Source organism: Nocardia vaccinii NBRC 15922, from assembly GCF_001613305.1.
Taxonomy (GTDB): domain Bacteria; phylum Actinomycetota; class Actinomycetes; order Mycobacteriales; family Mycobacteriaceae; genus Nocardia; species Nocardia vaccinii.
On the sequence record NZ_BDCC01000075.1, the window covers coordinates 25,688 to 45,661 of the forward strand.

Here is a 19,974-nt window from a genome sequence, read left to right on the forward strand (position 1 = left end):
GAAGAGGTGTCGGCGAGCGTGTCCGCCTTGCCCGTGTGGGGTGAATTGGCGGCTCACCGTTCGGAACTGGCGAGCACCTCGATGCGGGAGCTGTTCGGGCGGGATCCTCGGCGAGGAACCGCGCTGGCCATCGAGCATGACGGTGTGGTGCTCGACTATTCGAAGAACGTGATCACCGATCGCACCCTGAGCCTGCTGATGCGCCTGGCCCGCGATCGTGGCCTGGTCGCGGGGATCGACGCGATGTTCGGTGGCGCACGGATCAATACGACCGAGGACCGAGCGGTCCTGCACACCGTGTTGCGTACTCCCGCAGGAGGATCCGTTCTGCTGGACGGTGTCGATGTCGCCGGTTCGGTGCACCAGGTGCTGGATCGGATGAGTGATCTCGCCGATGCGATTCGGTCGGGTCGGTGGCGTGGCGCGACCGGCCGTCCGATCCGCACCGTGGTGAATATCGGTATCGGCGGATCCGATCTGGGCCCCGCGATGGCGTATCACGCGTTGCGCGAATTCGCGCACGCCGCGGTCGAGGCGCGGTTCGTGTCGAACGTCGACGGTCACGATATCGACCGAGTGCTGCGCGGTCTGGAGCCCGAGACGACGTTGTTCATCGTTTCGTCGAAGACGTTCACCACGATCGAGACGTTGACCAATGCCCGCACCGCTCGCCGGTGGCTGGTGGAGAGTCTCGGTGCCGAGGCGGTGGGTAAGCATTTCGTCGCGGTGTCGACCAACGGGCGGGAGGTGGCCGGGTTCGGGATCGATCCGGCGAACATGTTCGAATTCTGGGACTGGGTCGGTGGTCGGTACTCGTTGCCGTCGGCGATCGGGCTGTCGCTGATGATCGTCATCGGCCCCGAACGGTTTCGTGAGTTCCTGGCCGGAGCCCACAGCATGGATCGGCATTTCCGCGCGGCTCCGCTCGAAAAGAATCTGCCGGTGCTGCTCGGCCTGCTGGGTATCTGGCATCGGAACTTCTGTGGCGCACAGGCTTTCGCGGTGCTGCCCTATGATCAACGGCTCGCGCTGCTGCCGGCCTATCTGCAGCAGCTCGACATGGAAAGCAACGGCAAATCCGTCGACCGGTACGGACGTGCGGTGGGTGTGGATACCGCGCCGATTCTGTGGGGTGCGCCGGGCACGAATGGGCAGCACGCGTTCTTCCAGATGCTGCATCAGGGAACGACTCTGGTGCCGAGTGACTTCATCGGTGTGCTCGAACCCGCGCACACCCATCGGGAACACCACGACCTGTTGATGGCGAACCTGTTCGCACAGACCCGCGCTCTGGCTTTCGGCGAACCCGACGGCTCGGGTGAGCGGCCGCCGCATCGTGCGTTCCCGGGGGATCGGCCGAGCAACACGATCCTGGTGCCGCGTCTGAGTCCTTACACACTGGGGCAATTGCTCGCGTTGTACGAGCACAAAGTGTTCGTTCAGGGCTGGATCTGGGGAGTGAACTCGTTCGACCAGTGGGGTGTCGAACTCGGCAAGAAGCTCGCGACCGGTCTCCGCGACGATCTCGAATCGGATCGAACACCGGCCTGGGACAGCTCCACGAATGCTCTGATGATGCGCTACCGACGTGTCCGCCGAGCGGGCACAGCCGGCCGTGACGCTACTACTACCGACGAAATGATCTGAATATGACTTCCTCCACTGCAATTGCTCAGATCGGTGTGACCGGTCTTGCGGTCATGGGCAGCAACATCGCCCGCAACTTCGCCCGCCACGGCTACACCGTGGCCCTGCACAACCGCAGCGTCGCCAAGACCGACGCTCTGCTCGGCGCCCACGGCGACGAGGGTGAGTTCGTTCGCACCGAGACGATCGCCGAATTCGTCGGCGCGCTGGAGAAGCCGCGCCGGGTGCTGATCATGGTCAAGGCGGGGGAGGCCACCGATGCGGTGATCGAGGAACTGGCTGCGGTCATGGAGCCGGGCGACATCATCATCGACGGCGGCAATGCCCTCTACACCGACACCATCCGCCGCGAGGCGGCGATGGCCGCGCGTGGCCTGAACTTCGTGGGCGCGGGCATCTCCGGCGGTGAAGAGGGCGCGCTCAACGGGCCGGCCATCATGCCGGGCGGGCCGAAAGAGTCCTACGAGTCGCTGGGCCCGTTGCTGGAATCGATCTCCGCGAAGGTCGACGGCGTTCCCTGCTGCACCCACATCGGCCCCGACGGCTCCGGTCATTTCGTGAAGATGGTGCACAACGGCATCGAATACGCCGACATGCAACTCATCGGCGAGGCCTACCACCTGCTGCGCGACGCCCTCGGCTTCGAGGCGGGCCACATCGCCGCAGTGTTCACCGAATGGAACTCCGGCGAACTGGAAAGCTACCTCGTCGAAATCACCGCACAGGTCCTCGAACAGATCGACGCGACCACCGGCAAGCCACTGGTCGATGTCATCGTCGACGCCGCCGAGCAGAAGGGCACCGGCCGGTGGACGGTCAAGTCCGCGCTCGATCTCGGCGTCCCCGTCACCGGCATCGCCGAGGCCGTCTTCGCCCGCGCACTGTCCGGAGTTCGCGCGCAACGCCAGGCGGCACACGGCCTGGCGTCGGGAGCTCTCGCTGAAAAGCCTACCGATGCAACGCAATTTGCCGAGGACATCCGCAGGGCCCTGTACGCCTCCAAGATCGTCGCCTACGCCCAGGGCTTCGACCAGATCGCGGCCGGCAGCACCGAATACGGCTGGAACCTGCGCCCGGGGGACCTGGCCACCATCTGGCGCGGCGGCTGCATCATCCGGGCCCGCTTCCTCAACCGCATCAAAGACGCCTACGAGCACAACCCCGAGTTGCCGAGCCTGATCCTGGCCCCCTACTTCCGCGAGGCCATCGAACAGGCCGTCGACAGCTGGCGCCGCGTCGTGGCGACCGCCGTCCAGCTGGGAATCCCGGTGCCCGCCTTCGCTTCCTCGCTGTCCTACTACGACGCCCTGCGCGCGCAACGCCTGCCCGCCGCCCTCACCCAGGCCCAGCGTGACTTCTTCGGCGCACACACCTACGAACGCACCGACGCGCCGGGCAAATACCACACGCTGTGGAGCGCAGACCGCAGCGAGATGCGCGTCGAATGACGCGGCAGGCGTCAGCGCACTCGCTCGAAGATTTGGGAGATAAAGACATTGGACCTCAAACTCGGATACAAGGCGTCAGCGGAACAATTCGGCCCACGCGATCTCGTGGAGCTCGGCGTTCTGGTCGAAGAACAGGGGCTCGACAGCGCGACCGTCAGTGATCACTTCCAGCCTTGGCGGCATAAGGGTGGTCATGCTCCGTTCTCGCTGGCGTGGATGACCGCGGTCGGTGAGCGGACCTCCCGCATCCAGCTCGGCACCTCGGTGCTGACCCCGACCTTCCGCTACAACCCCGCGGTGATCGCGCAAGCATTCGCGACGATGGGTTGCCTGTACCCGGACCGCATCATGCTCGGGGTCGGCACCGGTGAGGCTCTGAACGAAATCGCCACTGGCCATCGCGGCGAGTGGCCGGAGTTCAAGGAACGCTTCGCGCGGCTGCGCGAATCGATCGAGCTGATGCGCGCGTTATGGATGGGCGAGCGTGTGGATTTCGACGGCGACTACTACAACACCGTCGGCGCGTCGATCTACGACGTACCCGAGCACGGCATCCCGGTGTATATCGCGGCCGGGGGGCCCCTGGTGGCCCGGTATGCGGGCCGGGCCGGCGACGGATTCATCTGCACCTCGGGAAAGGGCATGGACCTCTACACCGACAAACTGATGCCGGCCGTCACCGAGGGAGCGAACAAAGCGGACCGTAAGCTCGACGCCATCGACCGCATGATCGAGATCAAGATCTCCTACGACACGGAACACCAAGTGGCATTGGAGAATACGCGTTTCTGGGCGCCTCTGTCCCTGACTGCCGAACAGAAGCACTCGATCACCGATCCGATCGAGATGGAGGCCGCCGCCGACGCGCTGCCGATCGAACAGATCGCCAAACGGTGGATCGTCGCCAGCGACCCGGACGAAGCCGTCGAACAGATCAAGCCCTACATCGACGCAGGCCTGAACCACCTGGTCTTTCACGCCCCAGGCCACGATCAACGCCGCTTCCTGGACCACTTCGCACGTGACCTGGCACCGAGACTACGAGCGTTGTGACAGTCGATTCTACTTCCCGGTAGTCAGCGCGGCCGGCGTCGAGCATGCTGTCGCCCGGGCACCGCGACCTCTTCCGGCGGGTCGGCTCTCGTGCGGCGTGGTGAGGGCTGACCGTCGGGGACGGTTTCGAACGGCACCCGTGTCGATCGATCGTGGTCGCGCGGCGTCCGTCGATTCCGTCGGTCCGCGGGCCGCACGTTGAATCATCCCATCGAACAAGGACTCGAAAGTCGACTGCCGCGAACGAGACAACCGCACCTCGAGATGAACCCACGCAGCCGATTCTGCTCGACGTCGTCGGATCGGTAGCCCATCTGACATTGAATCGGCCGCACCGGTCCAACGCCATCGACTTGCCCACGGCCCGGGCCTTCGCCCGCGCGGTCGCCGAGATAGAGCAACTCCCACACCTGAAGGCAGTTCTGCTACGAGCCGAAGGTGCCGACTTCTGTGTCGGAGGCGATCTGAGCGCCATGGCGGTCGCGGCCGACACCGGTGCGTTCGCCGCCGAGCTTGCCGAGCAGATGCACCGAGCGTTGAGCCGGTTGGCGGGCTTGGCGATTCCGGTCGTCGGCGCGGTGCAGGGTGCTGCCGCAGGCGCGGGACTCGGCCTCGTGCTGGCGGCCGACCTCGTCCTGTGCGCGGAGTCCGCGCGCTTCCGTACCGCGTACTCGGGTGTCGGCCTGAGCCCGGATTGCGGCGTGAGCTATTGGTTGCCCCGCGTCATCGGAACCGGTCGCGCGCTGCAGATGTTGCTATCGAACAAGGTCGTCGACGCGGACACCGCGTGGGAATGGGGACTGGTCGGCGCCATCGTGCCCAATGCCGAATTGGATTCTCACGCAACAGCAGTGGTCTCCTCTTTGGTGCAGGAGTCGGCTCCGGCTCTCGGCCAGGCGCGGCGCCTCGTCCGGGCCGCACCATCTCGATCGCTGGATGCACACCTCGGTGACGAGGCAGCCACGATCGCGCTGCTGGCCGGCGGCACGGATGCGCGCGAACGAATAGGCTCCTTCGTTGTCGGAAGGCGAGCTTAGGTGCGATGGGGTGGGACTCATGAGGGGGTTTAAGATCGTGGGGGAGGACGAAGCAGGCGCGCATGGCTGACCGGCCCTTCGGCGGTTGCCCCATCGCTAGTGATTCCGCGACGTCCTGTCGACGTTCTGCTGGGTGCCAGCGAATCGGCGATCACGAGTGAATCCAATCGTTCTTGCCGTACGAAATGCCCGTTGAACTGCGGATTGGCTATTCAACGAAACGGAGCAGAGCGGGCCGAACGAGGAACGGCCCCAGTCTATTTGCGTATCGATCGCATCCTTTGATGCTACTTTCGACCTGCCCGGTCTGTCCGGCGAACTGGCCTGACCTGTGGGTTCGTCGTGCGCATTTGAACGGTTCCCGCCCGAAGTGATGTCCATGTGCGAATCTGGCTGGGCGGCATAGCCTTCGACTATGCGGCGACTGTGGCCGCAGCGAATCACCTGATCCTTGATTGGCGGCACAAGCCTTGGTTCGCACTCGAACTCGTACACGAGACGATCGACGACCTTCGGCGGCTGCCGCGCCTTCCCTGCGAACAACTGTTCCCCGGACCTCGAGTGGCCCGTGCAGAGATGACAGCGGGGGCACGTTCGATCGCCGGCCCGGACCATGGCACTGGCTGTCCATGCGTATCCCAACTCGCTGCGGGAGTGGGGAATTGACGCGCTCAGCTCGGTTGCGGCGCTGTGGACGGCCCGTGCAACAGTAGGCGCGCCACAGGCGCATCGAAGTCGACCGTTATGCCGACGGTCGTGGCCGCGAGTTCGACGATCGATCGGACCGCGGGCTCCAGGCGCCCGACGAACGCATCGACCGACTCGCGCGGTTCTTGGCCGTTGATCCACCAATTCGCAGCCCCCGCAACAACTCCGACGATCGTGGAGGCGTAGAATGACACGTCGGCCTTACCGCCACCGAACCCCTCGATGATCGTCTCCAGAAGCGAAGCGATCGTGCCTGCGACGACACGGGAGTTCTCCAGTGCGTTGGATCCTCCGTTGTCGAGCCCGAACATCAAGAACCTGAATACATTCGGATAACCGTTGATCGCCGTCGCGTGCCCCAGGACGGCCACATGGATAACGTCGCCGACAGTTTGTATCGAAGGCTGCTGGGCTGCCATCAACTGCTGGAGCGCATCGTCTCTGGCTTGGTCACCGATGGCCTTGGCCAACTCCGATTTGTCGGTGAAGAACCGATAGAGCGTGGGCTTCGGAACCTTGGCCTCGGCGGCGATCTCGCGCATGCTCACCTGTGGCCCGATCTGCTCGATCGCTCGTATCGCGGATTCGACCAGTTGGCGACGCACCTCTGCGCGGTGTTCCACCCAGCGATCTGTTCGCCCGTCGCCCACCGCAGCTCACTCCTCGTCTGTTGTCGCCTGTCGAACTCGGTGTCCGAAACCGATGGTATCAGGTAACTTCGGTCCGCTGCATTCGCCGTGCGGGCTGATGCTCAGCGTTGACGCGTAAGTGTAGGCATCGGCGGGATGTGAAAAAGGGTCGACTGCGCGGGTGAACCTTCGCTCATCAATGACGACATCCTCAGTAGTGGGCGGGAGGTGTAGTCCTCTTCGGTCACGTGCTGGTTGGCGCCTCTTGACGTGGAAGGTGCGGTGCGTGCAGAATCCTACCATTGGTATCAGATACCATCGGTAACGGAGTGCCGCAAACCTCTGGTCATCAGACGCCCCATCGTCTCGGGTGCGACCAGCGCCGCCGTCGCACCGACGGATCGGCAATCTTCGAAAGGACCAAACAATGCCGCGCAAGTTGGATCCGTTCATGCGGAGCTTCAACAAGATGCATCAAGCGCTGTTCCGAAAAACGGGTGGGCGCATCGGCCACTCGATGGGCGGTGTGGAGACGGTCGCGCTGACCACCATCGGACGTAAGTCGGGTGAGCGACGAACATCGATGGTGGGTGCGCCGATCGTTCGAGACGACATGGTCGTCGTCGTCGCCTCCTACATGGCGGGGCCGACGCATCCACAGTGGTACCTCAACCTGGTCGCGAACCCCAACGTCGAAGTCACCATCAAGAAGGAAACTCGACACCTTGTCGCGCGGGAGGCTCGAGGGGAAGAGCGGGAGAAATTGACGGCTCTGATAGTCGAGAAGTCCCCGATGGCCAAGCATCAACCCAAAGCAGAAGCCAGAGTCGGCCGCGTGTTTCCGGTGATCGTCATGGAGCCACCGGCCTGATCGCAGGTCAGTAGCTCATTCAATTCTGTTTCTGGCGTGCGAGGTTCGACGATGGGAAGTGTCCTGTGCTGCGTATCCGGCTGGTATGGGCAGCGGTAGCGGTGCTTGTCGCGCTACCGATAGCGGGCTGCGGCGACGGTTCCGGCGGACTGCCGGACGCCGACCTGCTGGTGCGCGATGCCGCAATCGGCGTTCGGTATCTGAAGTCGGCGCACATTGCGCTGCAGAGTGAGGGTGCGGTACCCGGGTTTCCGGTCCGTGCCCTGCAGGCCGATCTCTTCGACGGCGGGAGTTCGGGAACGGGCTCGGTGACGACGACGTCCGCACAGGTGATCCACTTCGCCGAGACAAGCGACGGAATTTTCACCGTCAACGCCGATGGCACACGAATGCCGGTGGCAGAGGCCGGCGGGCTTCCACGGCTTACCTCGATGATCGGTGACAATGGTCTCGCGAAAATGCTCGACGAGTTGCAGGATACGAGAACTGTTGCCCGACAAGACGCCGACGGCATCGATGCCTTTCGGATCGAGGCCAAGGTGCCGGCCTCGGCGATGACCGCGCTGCTCCCCGCAGCCAACTCGGGCGCCTCGCTCGCCACCTGGGTGCGGGTCCGGGGCGCACACACTCCGATACACACCGTGCTGACCTTCCCCGGTGGGGCGACATTGGATCTTCGGGTGTCACCGATCGCCGCCAGATCCAAATCCGATACCCGATAAAGGAATACGAGATGACCGAGCCAGCGATCGAGGTGCGTGATCTGGTCGTGCACCGTGGGCGCCAACTGATTTTGGACCATGTGGGATTCACGCTCGCCCCCGGGACCGTGACCGGACTCCTCGGGCCGAGCGGCTCCGGTAAGACAACGCTGCTGCGATCGATCGTCGGAGTGCAGCGCATCAGATCGGGGACGGTTCGTGTGCTCGGGAGGCCCGCGGGTGCCGCATGGCTGCGCGGGCAGGTCGGGTATGTGACGCAACAGCCCTCGGTCTACGACGATCTCACCGTTCGGCAGAACGTCCGGTATTTCGCGCTCATTCAGGGCACGGGCATGGCTGCGGTCGATACGGTGATTCGCGACGTCGGGTTGATCGAGTGCGCGGATCGTCGAGTCGACGCTTTGTCCGGTGGGCAGCGCGCCCGGGCGTCGCTTGCCTGCGCGTTGATCGCACAACCCTCGGTGCTGATCCTCGACGAACCGACGGTGGGGCTGGACCCGGTGTTACGACGGGACCTTTGGCAACAGTTCCATGAATTGGCAAGCGGTGGAACGACTCTGCTCATATCGAGTCATGTCATGGATGAGGCTGACCGCTGCGAGCGGCTACTGCTGCTCCGGGCTGGGCAACTGCTTGCCGACGAGTCCCCGCAGCAACTGCGCGAGTCCACCGGTGCCACGCAATTGGAGGATGCGTTCGTCCGTCTGATTCTGCAGCGAGAAGACGCGTCCGAACCGCGAGAGGCTGTGGCGTGATGTCGGCTTCCCTACTGTTCGGCACCGCGGTTCGGGTGCTTGCCCAGGTGCGTCACGATCGCCGCACACTCGCGTTGATCTTCGCCACCCCCAGCCTGCTGTTGTTGTTGCTGCGCTTCGTGTTCGACCAGCGGGTCGACATCTTCGACCAGATCGGGCTCATGCTCCTCGGAGTCTTTCCCTTCACATCGATGTTTCTGGTCACCAGCGTCGCGATGCTGCGTGAACGGGTGAGTGGCACTCTCGAGCGATTGCTCAGCACTCCTCTGCACAAGCTGGATCTGCTGTTCGGTTATGCGATCGCGTTCGCGGGTCTGGCCGCGGTGCAAGCCGCTATCGCGACCGCCGTTGCCTACGGCGCGCTCGGACTGCGCAGCCAAGGGCATATCCTGACCGTGCTCCTCATCGCGGTCGCCGCGGCCGTCCTCGGATGTTGCCTTGGCCTGTTTACCAGCGCCTTCGCGCGAACGGAATACCAAGCCCTGCAATTCGCTCCGATTGTTGCGCTCCCGCAGACCCTGCTATGTGGCCTGATTTGGCCGCGCGAGGAGATGTCTCCTGTGCTGCGGGTGGTGAGTGACGCCATGCCTTTGCGATACGTCGCGTCGGCGATGAGTGAGGTCGGCAGTTTCCCCGAACCGACCACTTCACTGTGGCTCGACCTCCTCGCGGTTGTCGGATTCGGAATGCTCACCCTTGTCGGGGGTGCCGCGACCTTGCGGCGTCAGGAGGGCTGACTTCCGCCGCGCCTCGGTGCGGCGGAAACCTCTGATGGCGGAAGGGATGTGGCCATGAGAAGAAGTTGGCAGTGGTACGGCGCTCGCATGGTCGACCGATGGCTGGAGCGCCCGTTCCGCGCCCGGAGCGGACTGAACTCGGATCCGGTCACGGTGCTGGAGATGGTAAGCGTGCGGGGCATTTCTTCAGCCGCGTGTACCCGAATCTGGGCGACACTCTCGCTCGCATCCCCACCGGCGATGGGTCGTACCGTCGCCGACAATCTCACCACCGGTCCCGCGGACTTGTCGATCGCGATGCGGTTCAACGAGACCGTCCACGTGGTTACGTTGCCTTCCCACGGTCGGCTGCTGACGGGCCTGCCGCGGTCGGCGAGGCAGCTGTCGGCATTGGCCCGTCGGTTCACCGTCTCGGATCTGGCGCTGCTGGCCGTGGGCACGTCACCTGCGCAGTCTCGGCACCAGAATTCATTTACGGACCGCCCTGATCGGACTGGACTTCCGCGACGGAGAGGTCGCCGGCGCGCGGGTCCCGGATGACCTGCCACGAAACCCGGATCGAGGCCGACTGGTACGTCGTGGCGGTCCCCTTCGACAAGGCCGCTGCCCTCGTGACTCGGCCCTGGCCGCCGCTGACCCTGCTCTGGGTCGCATCGCCGGGTTGCGACGCATCGACGGGGCGTCGATCGGGCTCCTGCTCAACCGCAAAGTGCCGCGACTGAATACGCTGTTCACCAGCTTCGACTCGACGAACCGCTATTCGCCGCCACCCAGTCCTGTCGAGCCAGCCAACCCCGTTCCGCCACCGCGATCGCGAACATGTTCGTCGCCGGCGCCTACACCCGCAACATCCTCACGGGCGACTCCATGGACGGAGCCGACGAATCCGGCAAACGCGCCGCCCAGGCCATCCTCACTGCCTCCGGCGTCTCACCGTCACCGAATACGCCCCGGTGCGCCCGATCGCTCTCCTCCAGAAATACGACAACCATCGCTATATGTGCGGCCGTGCCAACCTCTTCGACACCATCGCACCCGCAACACCCGGCATAGGCCGGTCTGCAATCCCTCCCGAGGAAGGAGGTACGCAGGCAACCTGAGGCGATCATTACGCGTGCACGCGAAAACGCGACATCATGCAGTCATCCTCGTGATCGAGCAGATGACAGTGCCACACGTAACCCTGAGCCATCCCCATCTTCATTTTCATCCCCATGCCGTCATCTCCTGCGGAAATGCTGAACATCGCGTCCGGGTCGAATCCCAATTCGTCGGCGCTGGGGAAGGTGACAGACACTCGGGTAACCATGCCGAAGGGGGCCGTGATGGTGTCTTTAGGACCCGTTTCCCATGCCTCTGGGGGCTGCGGTGCGCCATTCAGGAAGCGGTCAGGCTCAGGTGCCCAGAACGTACCGACCGGCGGACGGGGATTTGCCGCGAGATATCCGAGGACATCGAACGGCTGGCGGTTGACGATCCGCATCTTCACCAGATGCAGATGCATCGGGTGCGCCTCACCGGATACGTTGACGAACTCCCATATCTCCGTGGTGCCTTGGCGCGGATCCGGGATCGGGTCATCGTGGTAGCACAGGTTGTTCATGTTCAGCGTCACCGGTGGCAACCGATTCATCGCCAGTTCGGTGTTGATTGTGACGACGCGACGTCGATCCGGGGTGCGGAGCGGTGGCAACGCTGGTGGCCGTCGTCGTCCGCCTCGCAATGTCGCCGGCGGTGCAGTGGTGAATCCATTCGTGCCGTTGCAGACGAACCGCATCAGTGTCGGGATCGTCTGGGCGCCGAGGACTTGCTGCAATCCGGTCGGGTACTGATAGGTGTTTACAAGGTCGACGGTGTCCCCTGAGCGGAGTCCCGTGAAGTCGGCCACGATGTCGAGCCGTTCGCCCGGCGCGAGAGCGAACTCCTGAATGTAGGCGGGGCTGTCGAGCAAGCCGGTGTCGTTGCCGATCACCCAGAACCGGGCACGGTTGCTGAACGCCAATTGATACTCGCGGAAGTTGGATGCGTTCAGGACACGAAAGCGGTACATGCCGCCGGCGACGTTCATGCGGGGATGGACGACCCCATTGATGGTGATCAGATCGCCCAGCATTCCTCCCTCCCAATGTCCATCCTGAACAAAGCGTGTGGTGTGGAATCGGAGCGAACCGTCCTCGTTGAAACGGCGATCGGCGATCACCAGGGGGAGTTCGAACTCGCCACTGGGCAGGCCGAGAGAATTGGCGGCTGTGCCCGTATCGTACTGGTCCCGCAAAAAGTACATACCGGCAAGGCCGGCAACAACATTGAGGCGAGTGATGCCCATCGCGTGGTCGTGGTACCACAAGGTGGCAGCATCCTGGCGGTTTTCGTGCCGGTAGACCTTCGATTCGCCGGGCCGGAAGGTGTCTTCCGGGTGGCCGTCCATGTCGGGAGCCGTCACGGCTCCATGCAGGTGCACCGTTACCCGGGGTGCTGCGCGGTCCAGGTCGGTGGTGTCGTCCATCGAGGTATCGACCTGGTCGGCGAACAGATGGGGGCCCAGGGAATTGGTGAATCGCATTTCGATCGGCTGGTCGGCGTGGGCTTCGATCGTCGGCCCCAGGTAGGGACTACCGCCATAGGACCATGTCGGTGCCACACCCAGATCACGGTGAAACCGATGACTCGCGGTTCCGACGGCCATCGACTGATTTCCTCGCACGACGGACGGGATCGCCAAATCGTCGACGAACGGCTCGACGCGGGGAGATGGAGGGGCGGTGAGGTCGACACTCGGATCCGGTTGCGGGACTTTCGGATCCGCGTCAGCGGCGACGTAGGGACCTGTGATCCACGCACTCGAGAAGACGGCGGTACCGGCGAGCAGAAAGTTCCGACGTCCCAGTGCGCGCCCGGGAATCCGGCGGTCTCCCTTGTTGTCTCGAACTGTGCGCTCGGGCTCTTCGTGTGCTTCTCTGTCTCGGTCGTGTTGATCGACCACCGAGCACTCCTTTCAAAAAACTGAATCGATATTCACTTTTGGAGATCAAGTGGGTCAGGGGGTGTTCGTCACCCTGCGGGGGTTGGGGCCCGACGGCTGTCTGATCTGGGAGCTATGGCAACTTCCTACCGACGGTATCCGATATCGATGGTTCAGAACTGTGCATCGACGAGCCTCGGAAGTAACACGTCACGGTCAATCAGCAGGTGAACATCCTGAGATCGCCGCAAGTTTCCCGGGATTTGCCCTCGCTCAGCGCTAGGAGTTGTGGCAATTCGGACGCCAATATCCGATACCAGCGGTATGAGATGCGTTGCCACCCAACGGCTGCGATGTGTGCATATCGGCGCGCGGGAGGTCAGATGGGCGTGCGTAATCGCCACGGGCGCAGCACTTTTGAAACGCCCGGTACGGGGTTCTGTTGGGCACGAGAGAATCTCACGAGGTCAGCGACTGGCTCTTGGAGTCGGCTCGTCAGGGAGGCGTTCGCCAACCGAAGTATTTCTGATCACTTTGTCGGCAAGGCGGCGTTGATCCCGCCTACGTCGGTGATCTTCCAGCCCAAGCTCTTGTCGAGGGTCACGTTGTATGTGACCGTGGTCTGAGCCCCGTCGGGGTTCTGTGCGTTGGTAGACGAGACGTTGACGAACACATTGACCTTGTAGATATCGCCGTTGCGCGATTCCAGTTTGGCTGTGATGGGGCTGGCCGTGGAGGTCCATTTCAGAGGGGTGAGAATCTGCTCGAGTTTGGGCGCGGTGGCGTCGAACTTGTTGGCGAGCTGGGGAGTGGTGCCGTTCTTGAGCCGACCGATCCAGCTGTTGATGTCATCGAACTTGATGGTCGCCGCACCGACGGAGTAGTCGGAAGCGATTTGCTCGGCATGCTGCTGGTCGCTCGCCCGCTTGTTGTTGTCTGCGAGCTCGCTCTTGGCGGACCAGAGGAGCCCGCCCAAAACCGCAGAAATCACCAGTAGAACCGTGGCTGCCGTAGCTGCAATGAGCGTCGACTTCGGAATCGAAACCGAGCTGGCCGCAGAGCCAGGCTTGGCGACGGGTATGAGCTTTTCATCGACGTCAGCGATTGGCGGCGCCATGCCATCTTCTGCTGGGGAAGCCGTGGCCTCGCCCGTCGTGGTTGCTGTATCTGTGGACATCGGTGTCGCCTACTTTCTCGTCGAACCGTCGACGGCTCGTCTATTTGACGTTGATCTGCAGTTTCACCGCGGCGTCATCCGTAGTGTTGAGAGCCTGTTCGATCAAGCTCCCGAGATCGAGATTGCTGATGACCCGGGTCATGCTCGTGGCGACCGGCTGAAAGACCGGAGCCAAGGTCAGGAAGTCCGGGCCGAGATTGTTCATCTTCTCCACGTATTCCTCGAAGAACGGGACCAACCCGACCTCCTTATCTGTATCGGTCAGGTACACCTCGGGCACATCGGGACCAGACCGGATCAGCCGAGTCATCGCCGCGGTCGCCTCAGCGGTCCGTGGACCGAACTCGCCCCAGGGCACCGAGGCTCTCGACAATGCCGGTCCGGCCCAGTCCATGTCGTCCACGTGAAGTTGGAGATCATGCATCATCTGGCGGATCAGATCGGTGCGACTGAGCAGCGTTTGAGCCAAAAGCTCTGTGGCGCGCGTGATGTCGGGCATCACGGCTTCGGTGCCGGCGATTGCCGTGGTGAATGTGCCGACGATCGAGTTGATCTCGTCGGGGTCGATCTGCTGGATGAGCTTCGTGAGGGCCTTCGCGACGTCGGGTATCGAGACCGGGGCGGTCACCTGCTTGGCGTCGACGGTGCCGCCGTCTCGGAGGTACGGGCCGTCGCTGTTGTTGGTCGGAGTGAACTCCAGATACGGCTCGCCGAGCCAGGACAGGCTTTCGATCCGTGCCGACCCGGACAGGGGGACGTGGTATCGATCGTCGATCTCCAGTGTCGCAGTGACGTTTTGTCCTTTGTGAAGTACATCGGTCACTTTGCCGATTTCGATCCCCGACAGCAGCACTTTTGATCGCGGAACGAGCCCCCCGGAGTTCGGCAGCGTCATAGTCGCCGTGAGATGAGATTCCGGTCCGGATATCTTTGCGACACCGAATGTCAGATATGTGATCCCGCCAACGAGGATGCACAGGATCGCACCCATCGAGGTAGCGGTGCCAGCCTTGCTCATCGAACAGCTCCGATCATACGCAGTGTGCCGATTATGCTGTCTACCTGCACGTTCTTCGAAACTTTCGACCTGGGATCCACTTCGGTCCGGACGCCGCGCACATTGATCTTGGGTCCGCTCGCCGCGAAGGGAATGATCTTCTCGCGTAGCAGCTTCTCCAGCCGGTTCAGATTCGACGGTGCGCTGGTATCGAACGGCTCGTCGGCGAGTAACAGTGGAACGAACGCCTTGGCCGCAGAATTGCTAGCGGTCAAGAAGGGGCCCAGCCAAGCGACCGCGTGGCCGATGATGCCGAAGTTCCCGAGCAGGCCGAGTGTCCCGATCAGCGATCGCACGTTGGCGGTGAGCGTGGTCGTTCCGCGTTCGGTCAGCAGGTCGTCGAGCGCCGCCGAATTATCCAGTGCGACATGGAGATCGGACTGAATCGCCGCGAGCATCCGGTCGACCGAGTCGACGTTGTCCGCAAGGTCGCGGATGTCGTTGCCGACCACTCCGAAGATGCGTGCTGTTTCCTTCGAGTCGGCGGGCATTACGGTGTTGGCGCTGTTGACGATATCGGTGATGCGTTGCATCGAGCCCCCGGTGACGAATGTCGACATGCTCGCCATGAGGTCCTCGATCTGTGCTGCGGGCTTTGTGTGATCCAAAGTGATCGTCCCGTGGGGCGGGATCGTGGGACCGTCATCGCCGACCGGCGACGCCAGCCCGATATAGACATCGCCCAAGATGGTGTCCTGCCGCAATTGCGCGGTGGTACCGATCGGGAGGCGCACGGACTTCATCAAGCGGACATCGGCGACGACTCGGCCAGGATGCCCGGGGGTGGGGTCGACAACTGTGACATTTCGTAGTGCGCCGACGCGCGCGCCGTTGGCTACAACCTTCGCCTGAGTGGGCAGGTTCAGCGCATTCGAAAATTCGATGTTTATCGAGTAGGTCGGTCCGTCGACGGTGGTTCCCGGGATCGGCACGGCCGCCGGGTCGATCCCGCATCCGCCGAGAAGCACGGCCGCGGTTGTCGTCAACGTCAGGCTTGTCCAAACTCGCAGCACTGTCACCTCGCACCTGCCATTCCAAGGATCAATGGAACCAGATCGACATGGGCAAGTCCGGAATCGGTAGTGTGGCAATGGCTGGGGGTTTCAGCATTGGCCCGGGCGCAGATCATGTCGGCAAGCGGCTGGGAGAGCGCAACTTTCGGCTGAGCATAGGTGAGCCGAATCTGACCGGTCGCCGGGTCGGTGACGCGCTCGAACGCGTCGACAATCGGAGGAATCATATCCACGAGTTGCTGCAGGGTGCCCACTTGGGCCGCGATCTGATTGAATGATGGGCCGACCGCGTCGAGAAAGTTGAAGATCGGTCTGCCGTATTCCAGTGTTATCGAATTGAACCAGGGAAATACAAGCACCAGCGAATCCATTATTTCGCTCACCGTATTCCACACGGTGTTGATCATGTCGATGCCGGGTTCCGCATTGACGATCGCGACCTTGATATCTTCCCAGTTGTACGCCATGGCCTTCGTTATGGATGCCATCGCATCGATGAGATCCCCGATGTGGCCGATTGCCGCGTCTGGTGAATGCAGCACGGCACCGAGCTGATTGATCAGTTCGTTCAACCGCGGCCCGGTCCCTGAGGTGGCCGCGTCGATGGCTGCGACGCCCTTTCGGATCTCGTCGTTGCCGGGAGAGCCGTCGCCGCCGAGTTCGCCGGCCAACTTCGAGAACGCTGATAGTGACTCGGTGAGGCTTTTGGGCGTGAAGGTCTTGGTTATGCAGGTGTTCGATTGCCACTTGTTCTGTGCGGTGGGCTCACCGAGGACTGCCAGATCGCGGTCCGCGACGATGGTGTCCGACACCGTGGTCGCTGTGACATCCCCGTACAGCGGGAAGCTGGGCGCGATGTCGAAGTCGACTCGAACGCCGGTGCCCTCGGGACGGATACCGGTGACCGCACCTACCGGGATGCCGCGGACCGTCACGTGGTTGCCGATATAGAGACCGATCGAGTCCGGCATCAGCGCGCAGTAGGACAGCTTCTTTTGCAGCGGATCGGTGGTGATCACGTAAAAGCTGGCCGCGAGAGCAGCAATGATCGCGGCCACAACGATGGACAGAAAGCCACGTGATGCGACGAGGTTCCTCACTTCTCAGCACCTCATTCCTGGAACGGGAACGCAGACCGCCGGCGCTGCTAGCGTGACTGCGGACTGGTCTATGGTCAGTCCGCCTCCGGGGCTGATCGCGCTTTGGATCTTGTCGCGCGCGGTGTTCAGGCTCGCGACTGCTTGATCGAGTTGCCGGAGCAAGGTTTGCAGAGATGGACCCATTTCGGTCAGTTTGTGGAGGACCGGTTGAAATACCTCCTGCCAAGTCGGCTCCATTTGCTCGATCCGTTCCATGAGTTCCTTGATGATTTGAAGACTTGCCGTTATCTCGGCCTTCTTGGCAACGGTCTTTGTTTCGAGGGAACCGATTTTGCGAACGAAGACACCGAAATACGATCGGTTTCGGTCGATAACTGTGAGGAACTCGTCTGCGACGCTGAGCGCTCGAGACACCTGCGTCTGTTGCTGGTTGAGTACAGAAACAAGGGAGTCGACCGCACGTCCGACGTTTCGAAGTCCGTCCGGTGTGGTTGTGAGTGCCGAATTCAGCGCCGCGACGCTTTCACGCATGGTCTGACCATCGACCTCGGCGATCGGCTGCGCGGCGTTCTGCAATGTTCGCGACAGGCTGTACGGCAATCGGATCCGGTCTTGCGGTATCGCCCTGTCGCCCAGCGGTTTCGAACCCGCAGGGGTCAGTGCGATGTAATGTCCGCCGACGACCGTCAACATGCGGATGTCCAGTGTCGACTGATCACCGACGGCGATCTGACGCTTCACCGTGAAGGTCATGTGCACCCGGTCGGGCCGGAGTTCGAGGCTGGTGACCTTGCCGACTGTGATTCCCGCCAGCCGTACTTCGTCGCCGCTCTTGACCGACTGTGCCTCTGTGAGATCGGCATTGTAGGTGGTGTAACCGATAGGGAGCACATAGATGACGCTGGTCACGGCAAGGACGAGAACGAGAACGGCTGCGCAGACCACCCCGAGCCGGAGTTGCTGGTGATCCTGAGCGGACTGCGTGCGGGGTGGCCCGGATCGATTCTTCATGGTTTGCAAATTGCTATCCTTTGCCCGCCGATGAGTACCTGAAACGCTTCCGGAACTGGGCTCTTGCCCTTGGAACAAGTGAGGTTCACTTGCCCTGCGGGCAGGGCCGGAGGGAGTAGGGCCGAGAGCGACTGGATCAGGCCCGGGACTTTCCCGAGCAGGTCGACTGCCTGTTCGGGATCGGGGAACAATGCCCGCAGATCGGGTCCGCTGTTCTCGGTCAAACCGAGCGTGCCCAGGAGGTCGTTCAGCGGCCCGAGCCCTGAGGGTGCGATGTCGGCGAAATCGATCAACCCGTCGATCTTCTGTTCGAAGACCTCGAAGACTCCCGCGAGTTGTTGGATCAGAGTGACGAGATGAGGCGATTTACCGCCGATCTGATCGGATATCGTCGATAGATTGTTGATGATCGTCGAAATGACTGTCTGTCGATCGGCCGCGTAACGACTGAGCTGATCAAGGGCGTCCATCGCCGACCCGATGCCCGAGCCGTCACCGTTGATCACCGCAAGCGTGCTCTCGGCGAACTGGTTGATCGCCCCCGGGGAAAGCTCTGACAGGACCGGCTGCAGGCCGTTGAAGAGCTGCGTTATATCGAACGAGGGGACAGTGTGGTCGGAGCTGATCGCGCTGTGGGAGGGGAGCCGATTGCCGGGTTCATCGGGCTGGCGTATGTCGATGTACCGCTGTCCGACCAGAGATTGGAAACGAATAGCAACCGTGCTTTCCTCGTAGATCGGGTGCTTATTTTGCAGGGTGAATTCGACGCGAGCCGCAGAGCCCGTGATCGAAATCTTGGTGACCTTTCCCACCTGGACGCCGAACATCCTGACGTCATCGCCTGTTTTCAGGCCGTTGACATCTGTGAAGGTCGCTGAGTACATACTTGTTTCGCCTGCTACCGGCCGCTGGATCGCTTGTACGACAATCAGCAGCAAGACCGCCATCGCGGCGGTGAAGAGGATCAGTCGGGCGGCGATGCCCCGAATCGTCAATCTCGTCATCGATTGCCTCCGGCCTCGAGGGCCTGCTGCGCCCGCAACGGAATGGCCAGACCGGGTACTCCGCGCAATACGACGTCCAAGTTCATCACCGGGCCTTCTGGCGAATCAGCGAAGGCCCGATCCAGTCGGGACAGCAAGTCGGTGAGTTGCGCACGTGAGGTCGCTGGATCGGGAAGCGTCGCTGCTAGGGCGGTCATGACGGGTGTGTACATGTCCGTATACGGACCGAAATACTCACGCGTGACGTCGCCGTCGTGTCCCATCGCGGGAAATGCTCGGTCGAACATGGCGATTGTCGCGTCGAATCGGTCACGCTCGTGAACGAAGACTTCGATGTTGAGAATTGAATGCATCAATGTCAAGGTGGAGGAGCTGTATTTTCCCAGGCCATCGGCGAAGGAAGAATAGTGGTCGATCACCGAGGTCGGCGTATATCGCTGCGCGTCGACCGCGGTTCTGGTGAGGACCATCATCGATTCCAGGAACGGCGCTAGTCTGCGGAGGTCGCTGCTTGCGGTCGTAAGCAAGTCCGTGAGCTGGGGTGTAAGCACTGTCGTCGATTCCGCCGTCAGCGTCTCCAACAGTCGGCCGAGGGTGAAATCACTGACTTTGCTCGAATTGGCGCCGGTCAGGTCGATGGTTGCGTCGTCCTTCAGCTGTGGACCGCCATCTGTCGGCTTGATGACCACCGCGCTCACTCCGAAGAGATTCACCGGCGCATAGCTGAGTTCGAAGTCGTCGTTGAGCCCGGAAATCTGGGAACGGTCGAGATCGAGGGTGACGAGCTGGCGCCCCTTCTCTGTACTCGTTATGGAAGCGACTTTGCCGACTTTCACGCCGTCGAGCTGTACGACGGTTCCGTTCGTGATGCCGTCGCCCACCTGCTCCGTCCGGACGTGGGCCTCCAGGCCGTCGCTTCCTTGTTGTCCGGAAAAAGTGTAAATGCTTGCGGTGGTCAGCACTGCGGCGGCGACCAGTAACGAGCCCGTGGTTCGTGCGCCACGCAAGCTGACGGTGACACCCGGCACGATGTAATTTCGCAT

General features: G+C 62.4%; 17 protein-coding genes and 1 pseudogene. 9 read left to right on the forward strand and 9 right to left on the reverse strand.

Annotated elements, in window-relative coordinates; all coding sequences use genetic code 11:
* Positions 1-6: 6 nt before the first annotated feature.
* The 4 genes from pgi to NV1_RS37095 all read left to right on the forward strand — a co-directional run bounded on the left by pgi (position 7) and on the right by NV1_RS37095 (position 5,185).
* Positions 7-1,647 (forward strand): glucose-6-phosphate isomerase, encoded by a 1,641-nt coding sequence (pgi, locus tag NV1_RS37080; protein ID WP_067902767.1) that lies wholly within the window; start codon positions 7-9, stop codon positions 1,645-1,647.
* A 2-nt stretch (positions 1,648-1,649) separates the two neighbouring features.
* A complete protein-coding gene (gene gnd / locus NV1_RS37085; protein WP_067902699.1) occupies positions 1,650-3,095 on the forward strand; it encodes an NADP-dependent phosphogluconate dehydrogenase in 1,446 nt (481 codons plus the stop codon).
* A gap of 48 nt (positions 3,096-3,143) precedes the next feature.
* Entirely contained in the window at positions 3,144-4,148 is a 1,005-nt protein-coding gene (fgd, locus tag NV1_RS37090; RefSeq protein ID WP_067902702.1) for a glucose-6-phosphate dehydrogenase (coenzyme-F420), read from the forward strand.
* A 152-nt stretch (positions 4,149-4,300) separates the two neighbouring features.
* Positions 4,301-5,185 carry an enoyl-CoA hydratase/isomerase family protein gene (locus NV1_RS37095; protein ID WP_373864700.1) on the forward strand — a complete coding sequence of 295 codons (885 nt, stop codon included), beginning with the start codon at positions 4,301-4,303 and terminating at the stop codon, positions 5,183-5,185.
* A gap of 671 nt (positions 5,186-5,856) precedes the next feature.
* Here the strand turns inward: NV1_RS37095 and NV1_RS37100 are convergent.
* Positions 5,857-6,543: a TetR/AcrR family transcriptional regulator gene (locus NV1_RS37100; protein ID WP_067902704.1), complete on the reverse strand. Its 687-nt coding sequence runs from the start codon at positions 6,541-6,543 to the stop codon at positions 5,857-5,859.
* Between the two features lie 406 nt (positions 6,544-6,949).
* Here NV1_RS37100 and NV1_RS37105 point away from each other — a divergent pair, with 406 nt between their 5' ends.
* The 5 genes and pseudogenes from NV1_RS37105 to NV1_RS47100 form a co-directional block, all read left to right on the forward strand.
* A complete protein-coding gene (locus NV1_RS37105; protein ID WP_084526410.1) occupies positions 6,950-7,393 on the forward strand; it encodes a nitroreductase/quinone reductase family protein in 444 nt (147 codons plus the stop codon).
* Between the two features lie 65 nt (positions 7,394-7,458).
* Entirely contained in the window at positions 7,459-8,115 is a 657-nt protein-coding gene (locus tag NV1_RS37110) for an LppX_LprAFG lipoprotein (protein WP_067902707.1), read from the forward strand.
* Positions 8,116-8,126: 11 nt separating this feature from the next.
* On the forward strand, positions 8,127-8,870 hold the full coding sequence (locus NV1_RS37115) for an ABC transporter ATP-binding protein (RefSeq protein ID WP_067902711.1): 744 nt from the start codon (positions 8,127-8,129) through the stop codon (positions 8,868-8,870).
* Entirely contained in the window at positions 8,870-9,607 is a 738-nt protein-coding gene (locus NV1_RS37120; protein ID WP_067902714.1) for an ABC transporter permease, read from the forward strand. The genes NV1_RS37115 and NV1_RS37120 overlap by 1 nt, the downstream gene beginning before the upstream one ends.
* A gap of 768 nt (positions 9,608-10,375) precedes the next feature.
* Positions 10,376-10,660 (forward strand): annotated as a pseudogene (locus NV1_RS47100) (FAD-dependent oxidoreductase); the annotation flags it as partial.
* A gap of 55 nt (positions 10,661-10,715) precedes the next feature.
* Here NV1_RS47100 and NV1_RS37130 read toward each other — a convergent pair.
* The 8 genes from NV1_RS37130 to NV1_RS37165 all read right to left on the reverse strand — a co-directional run bounded on the left by NV1_RS37130 (position 10,716) and on the right by NV1_RS37165 (position 19,974).
* Entirely contained in the window at positions 10,716-12,293 is a 1,578-nt protein-coding gene (locus tag NV1_RS37130; RefSeq protein ID WP_218027329.1) for a multicopper oxidase family protein, read from the reverse strand.
* 805 nt (positions 12,294-13,098) lie between these two features.
* Positions 13,099-13,746, reverse strand: coding sequence for a hypothetical protein (locus NV1_RS37135; RefSeq protein WP_245714122.1), 648 nt, complete (start codon positions 13,744-13,746; stop codon positions 13,099-13,101).
* Between the two features lie 40 nt (positions 13,747-13,786).
* Entirely contained in the window at positions 13,787-14,764 is a 978-nt protein-coding gene (locus tag NV1_RS37140) for an MlaD family protein (RefSeq protein ID WP_067902722.1), read from the reverse strand.
* Positions 14,761-15,822 carry an MlaD family protein gene (locus tag NV1_RS37145; RefSeq protein ID WP_245714123.1) on the reverse strand — a complete coding sequence of 354 codons (1,062 nt, stop codon included), beginning with the start codon at positions 15,820-15,822 and terminating at the stop codon, positions 14,761-14,763. The genes NV1_RS37140 and NV1_RS37145 overlap by 4 nt, the downstream gene beginning before the upstream one ends.
* Positions 15,819-16,916 carry an MlaD family protein gene (locus NV1_RS37150; protein WP_067902725.1) on the reverse strand — a complete coding sequence of 366 codons (1,098 nt, stop codon included), beginning with the start codon at positions 16,914-16,916 and terminating at the stop codon, positions 15,819-15,821. Before NV1_RS37150 ends, NV1_RS37145 begins: the two co-directional genes overlap by 4 nt.
* A 3-nt stretch (positions 16,917-16,919) precedes the next feature.
* Entirely contained in the window at positions 16,920-17,927 is a 1,008-nt protein-coding gene (locus NV1_RS37155) for an MlaD family protein (RefSeq protein WP_067902728.1), read from the reverse strand.
* Entirely contained in the window at positions 17,924-18,931 is a 1,008-nt protein-coding gene (locus tag NV1_RS37160) for an MCE family protein (protein ID WP_174557526.1), read from the reverse strand. Before NV1_RS37160 ends, NV1_RS37155 begins: the two co-directional genes overlap by 4 nt.
* A complete protein-coding gene (locus NV1_RS37165) occupies positions 18,928-19,974 on the reverse strand; it encodes an MlaD family protein (RefSeq protein WP_067902732.1) in 1,047 nt (348 codons plus the stop codon). The genes NV1_RS37160 and NV1_RS37165 overlap by 4 nt, the downstream gene beginning before the upstream one ends.

What these genes read in the sequence shown, in the direction of transcription:
- gnd (WP_067902699.1), top strand. Translation starts at nt 1,650, where the DNA reads ATGACTTCCTCCACTGCAATTGCTCAGATCGGTGTGACCGGTCTTGCG.
- NV1_RS37105 (WP_084526410.1), top strand. Translation starts at nt 6,950, where the DNA reads ATGCCGCGCAAGTTGGATCCGTTCATGCGGAGCTTCAACAAGATGCAT.
- NV1_RS37115 (WP_067902711.1), top strand. Translation starts at nt 8,127, where the DNA reads ATGACCGAGCCAGCGATCGAGGTGCGTGATCTGGTCGTGCACCGTGGG.
- NV1_RS37120 (WP_067902714.1), top strand. Translation starts at nt 8,870, where the DNA reads ATGTCGGCTTCCCTACTGTTCGGCACCGCGGTTCGGGTGCTTGCCCAG.
- NV1_RS37130 (WP_218027329.1), bottom strand. Translation starts at nt 12,293, where the DNA reads ATGGCCGTCGGAACCGCGAGTCATCGGTTTCACCGTGATCTGGGTGTG.
- NV1_RS37135 (WP_245714122.1), bottom strand. Translation starts at nt 13,746, where the DNA reads ATGTCCACAGATACAGCAACCACGACGGGCGAGGCCACGGCTTCCCCA.
- NV1_RS37140 (WP_067902722.1), bottom strand. Translation starts at nt 14,764, where the DNA reads ATGAGCAAGGCTGGCACCGCTACCTCGATGGGTGCGATCCTGTGCATC.
- NV1_RS37155 (WP_067902728.1), bottom strand. Translation starts at nt 17,927, where the DNA reads ATGAAGAATCGATCCGGGCCACCCCGCACGCAGTCCGCTCAGGATCAC.
- NV1_RS37160 (WP_174557526.1), bottom strand. Translation starts at nt 18,931, where the DNA reads ATGACGAGATTGACGATTCGGGGCATCGCCGCCCGACTGATCCTCTTC.
- NV1_RS37165 (WP_067902732.1), bottom strand. Translation starts at nt 19,974, where the DNA reads ATGCGAAATTACATCGTGCCGGGTGTCACCGTCAGCTTGCGTGGCGCA.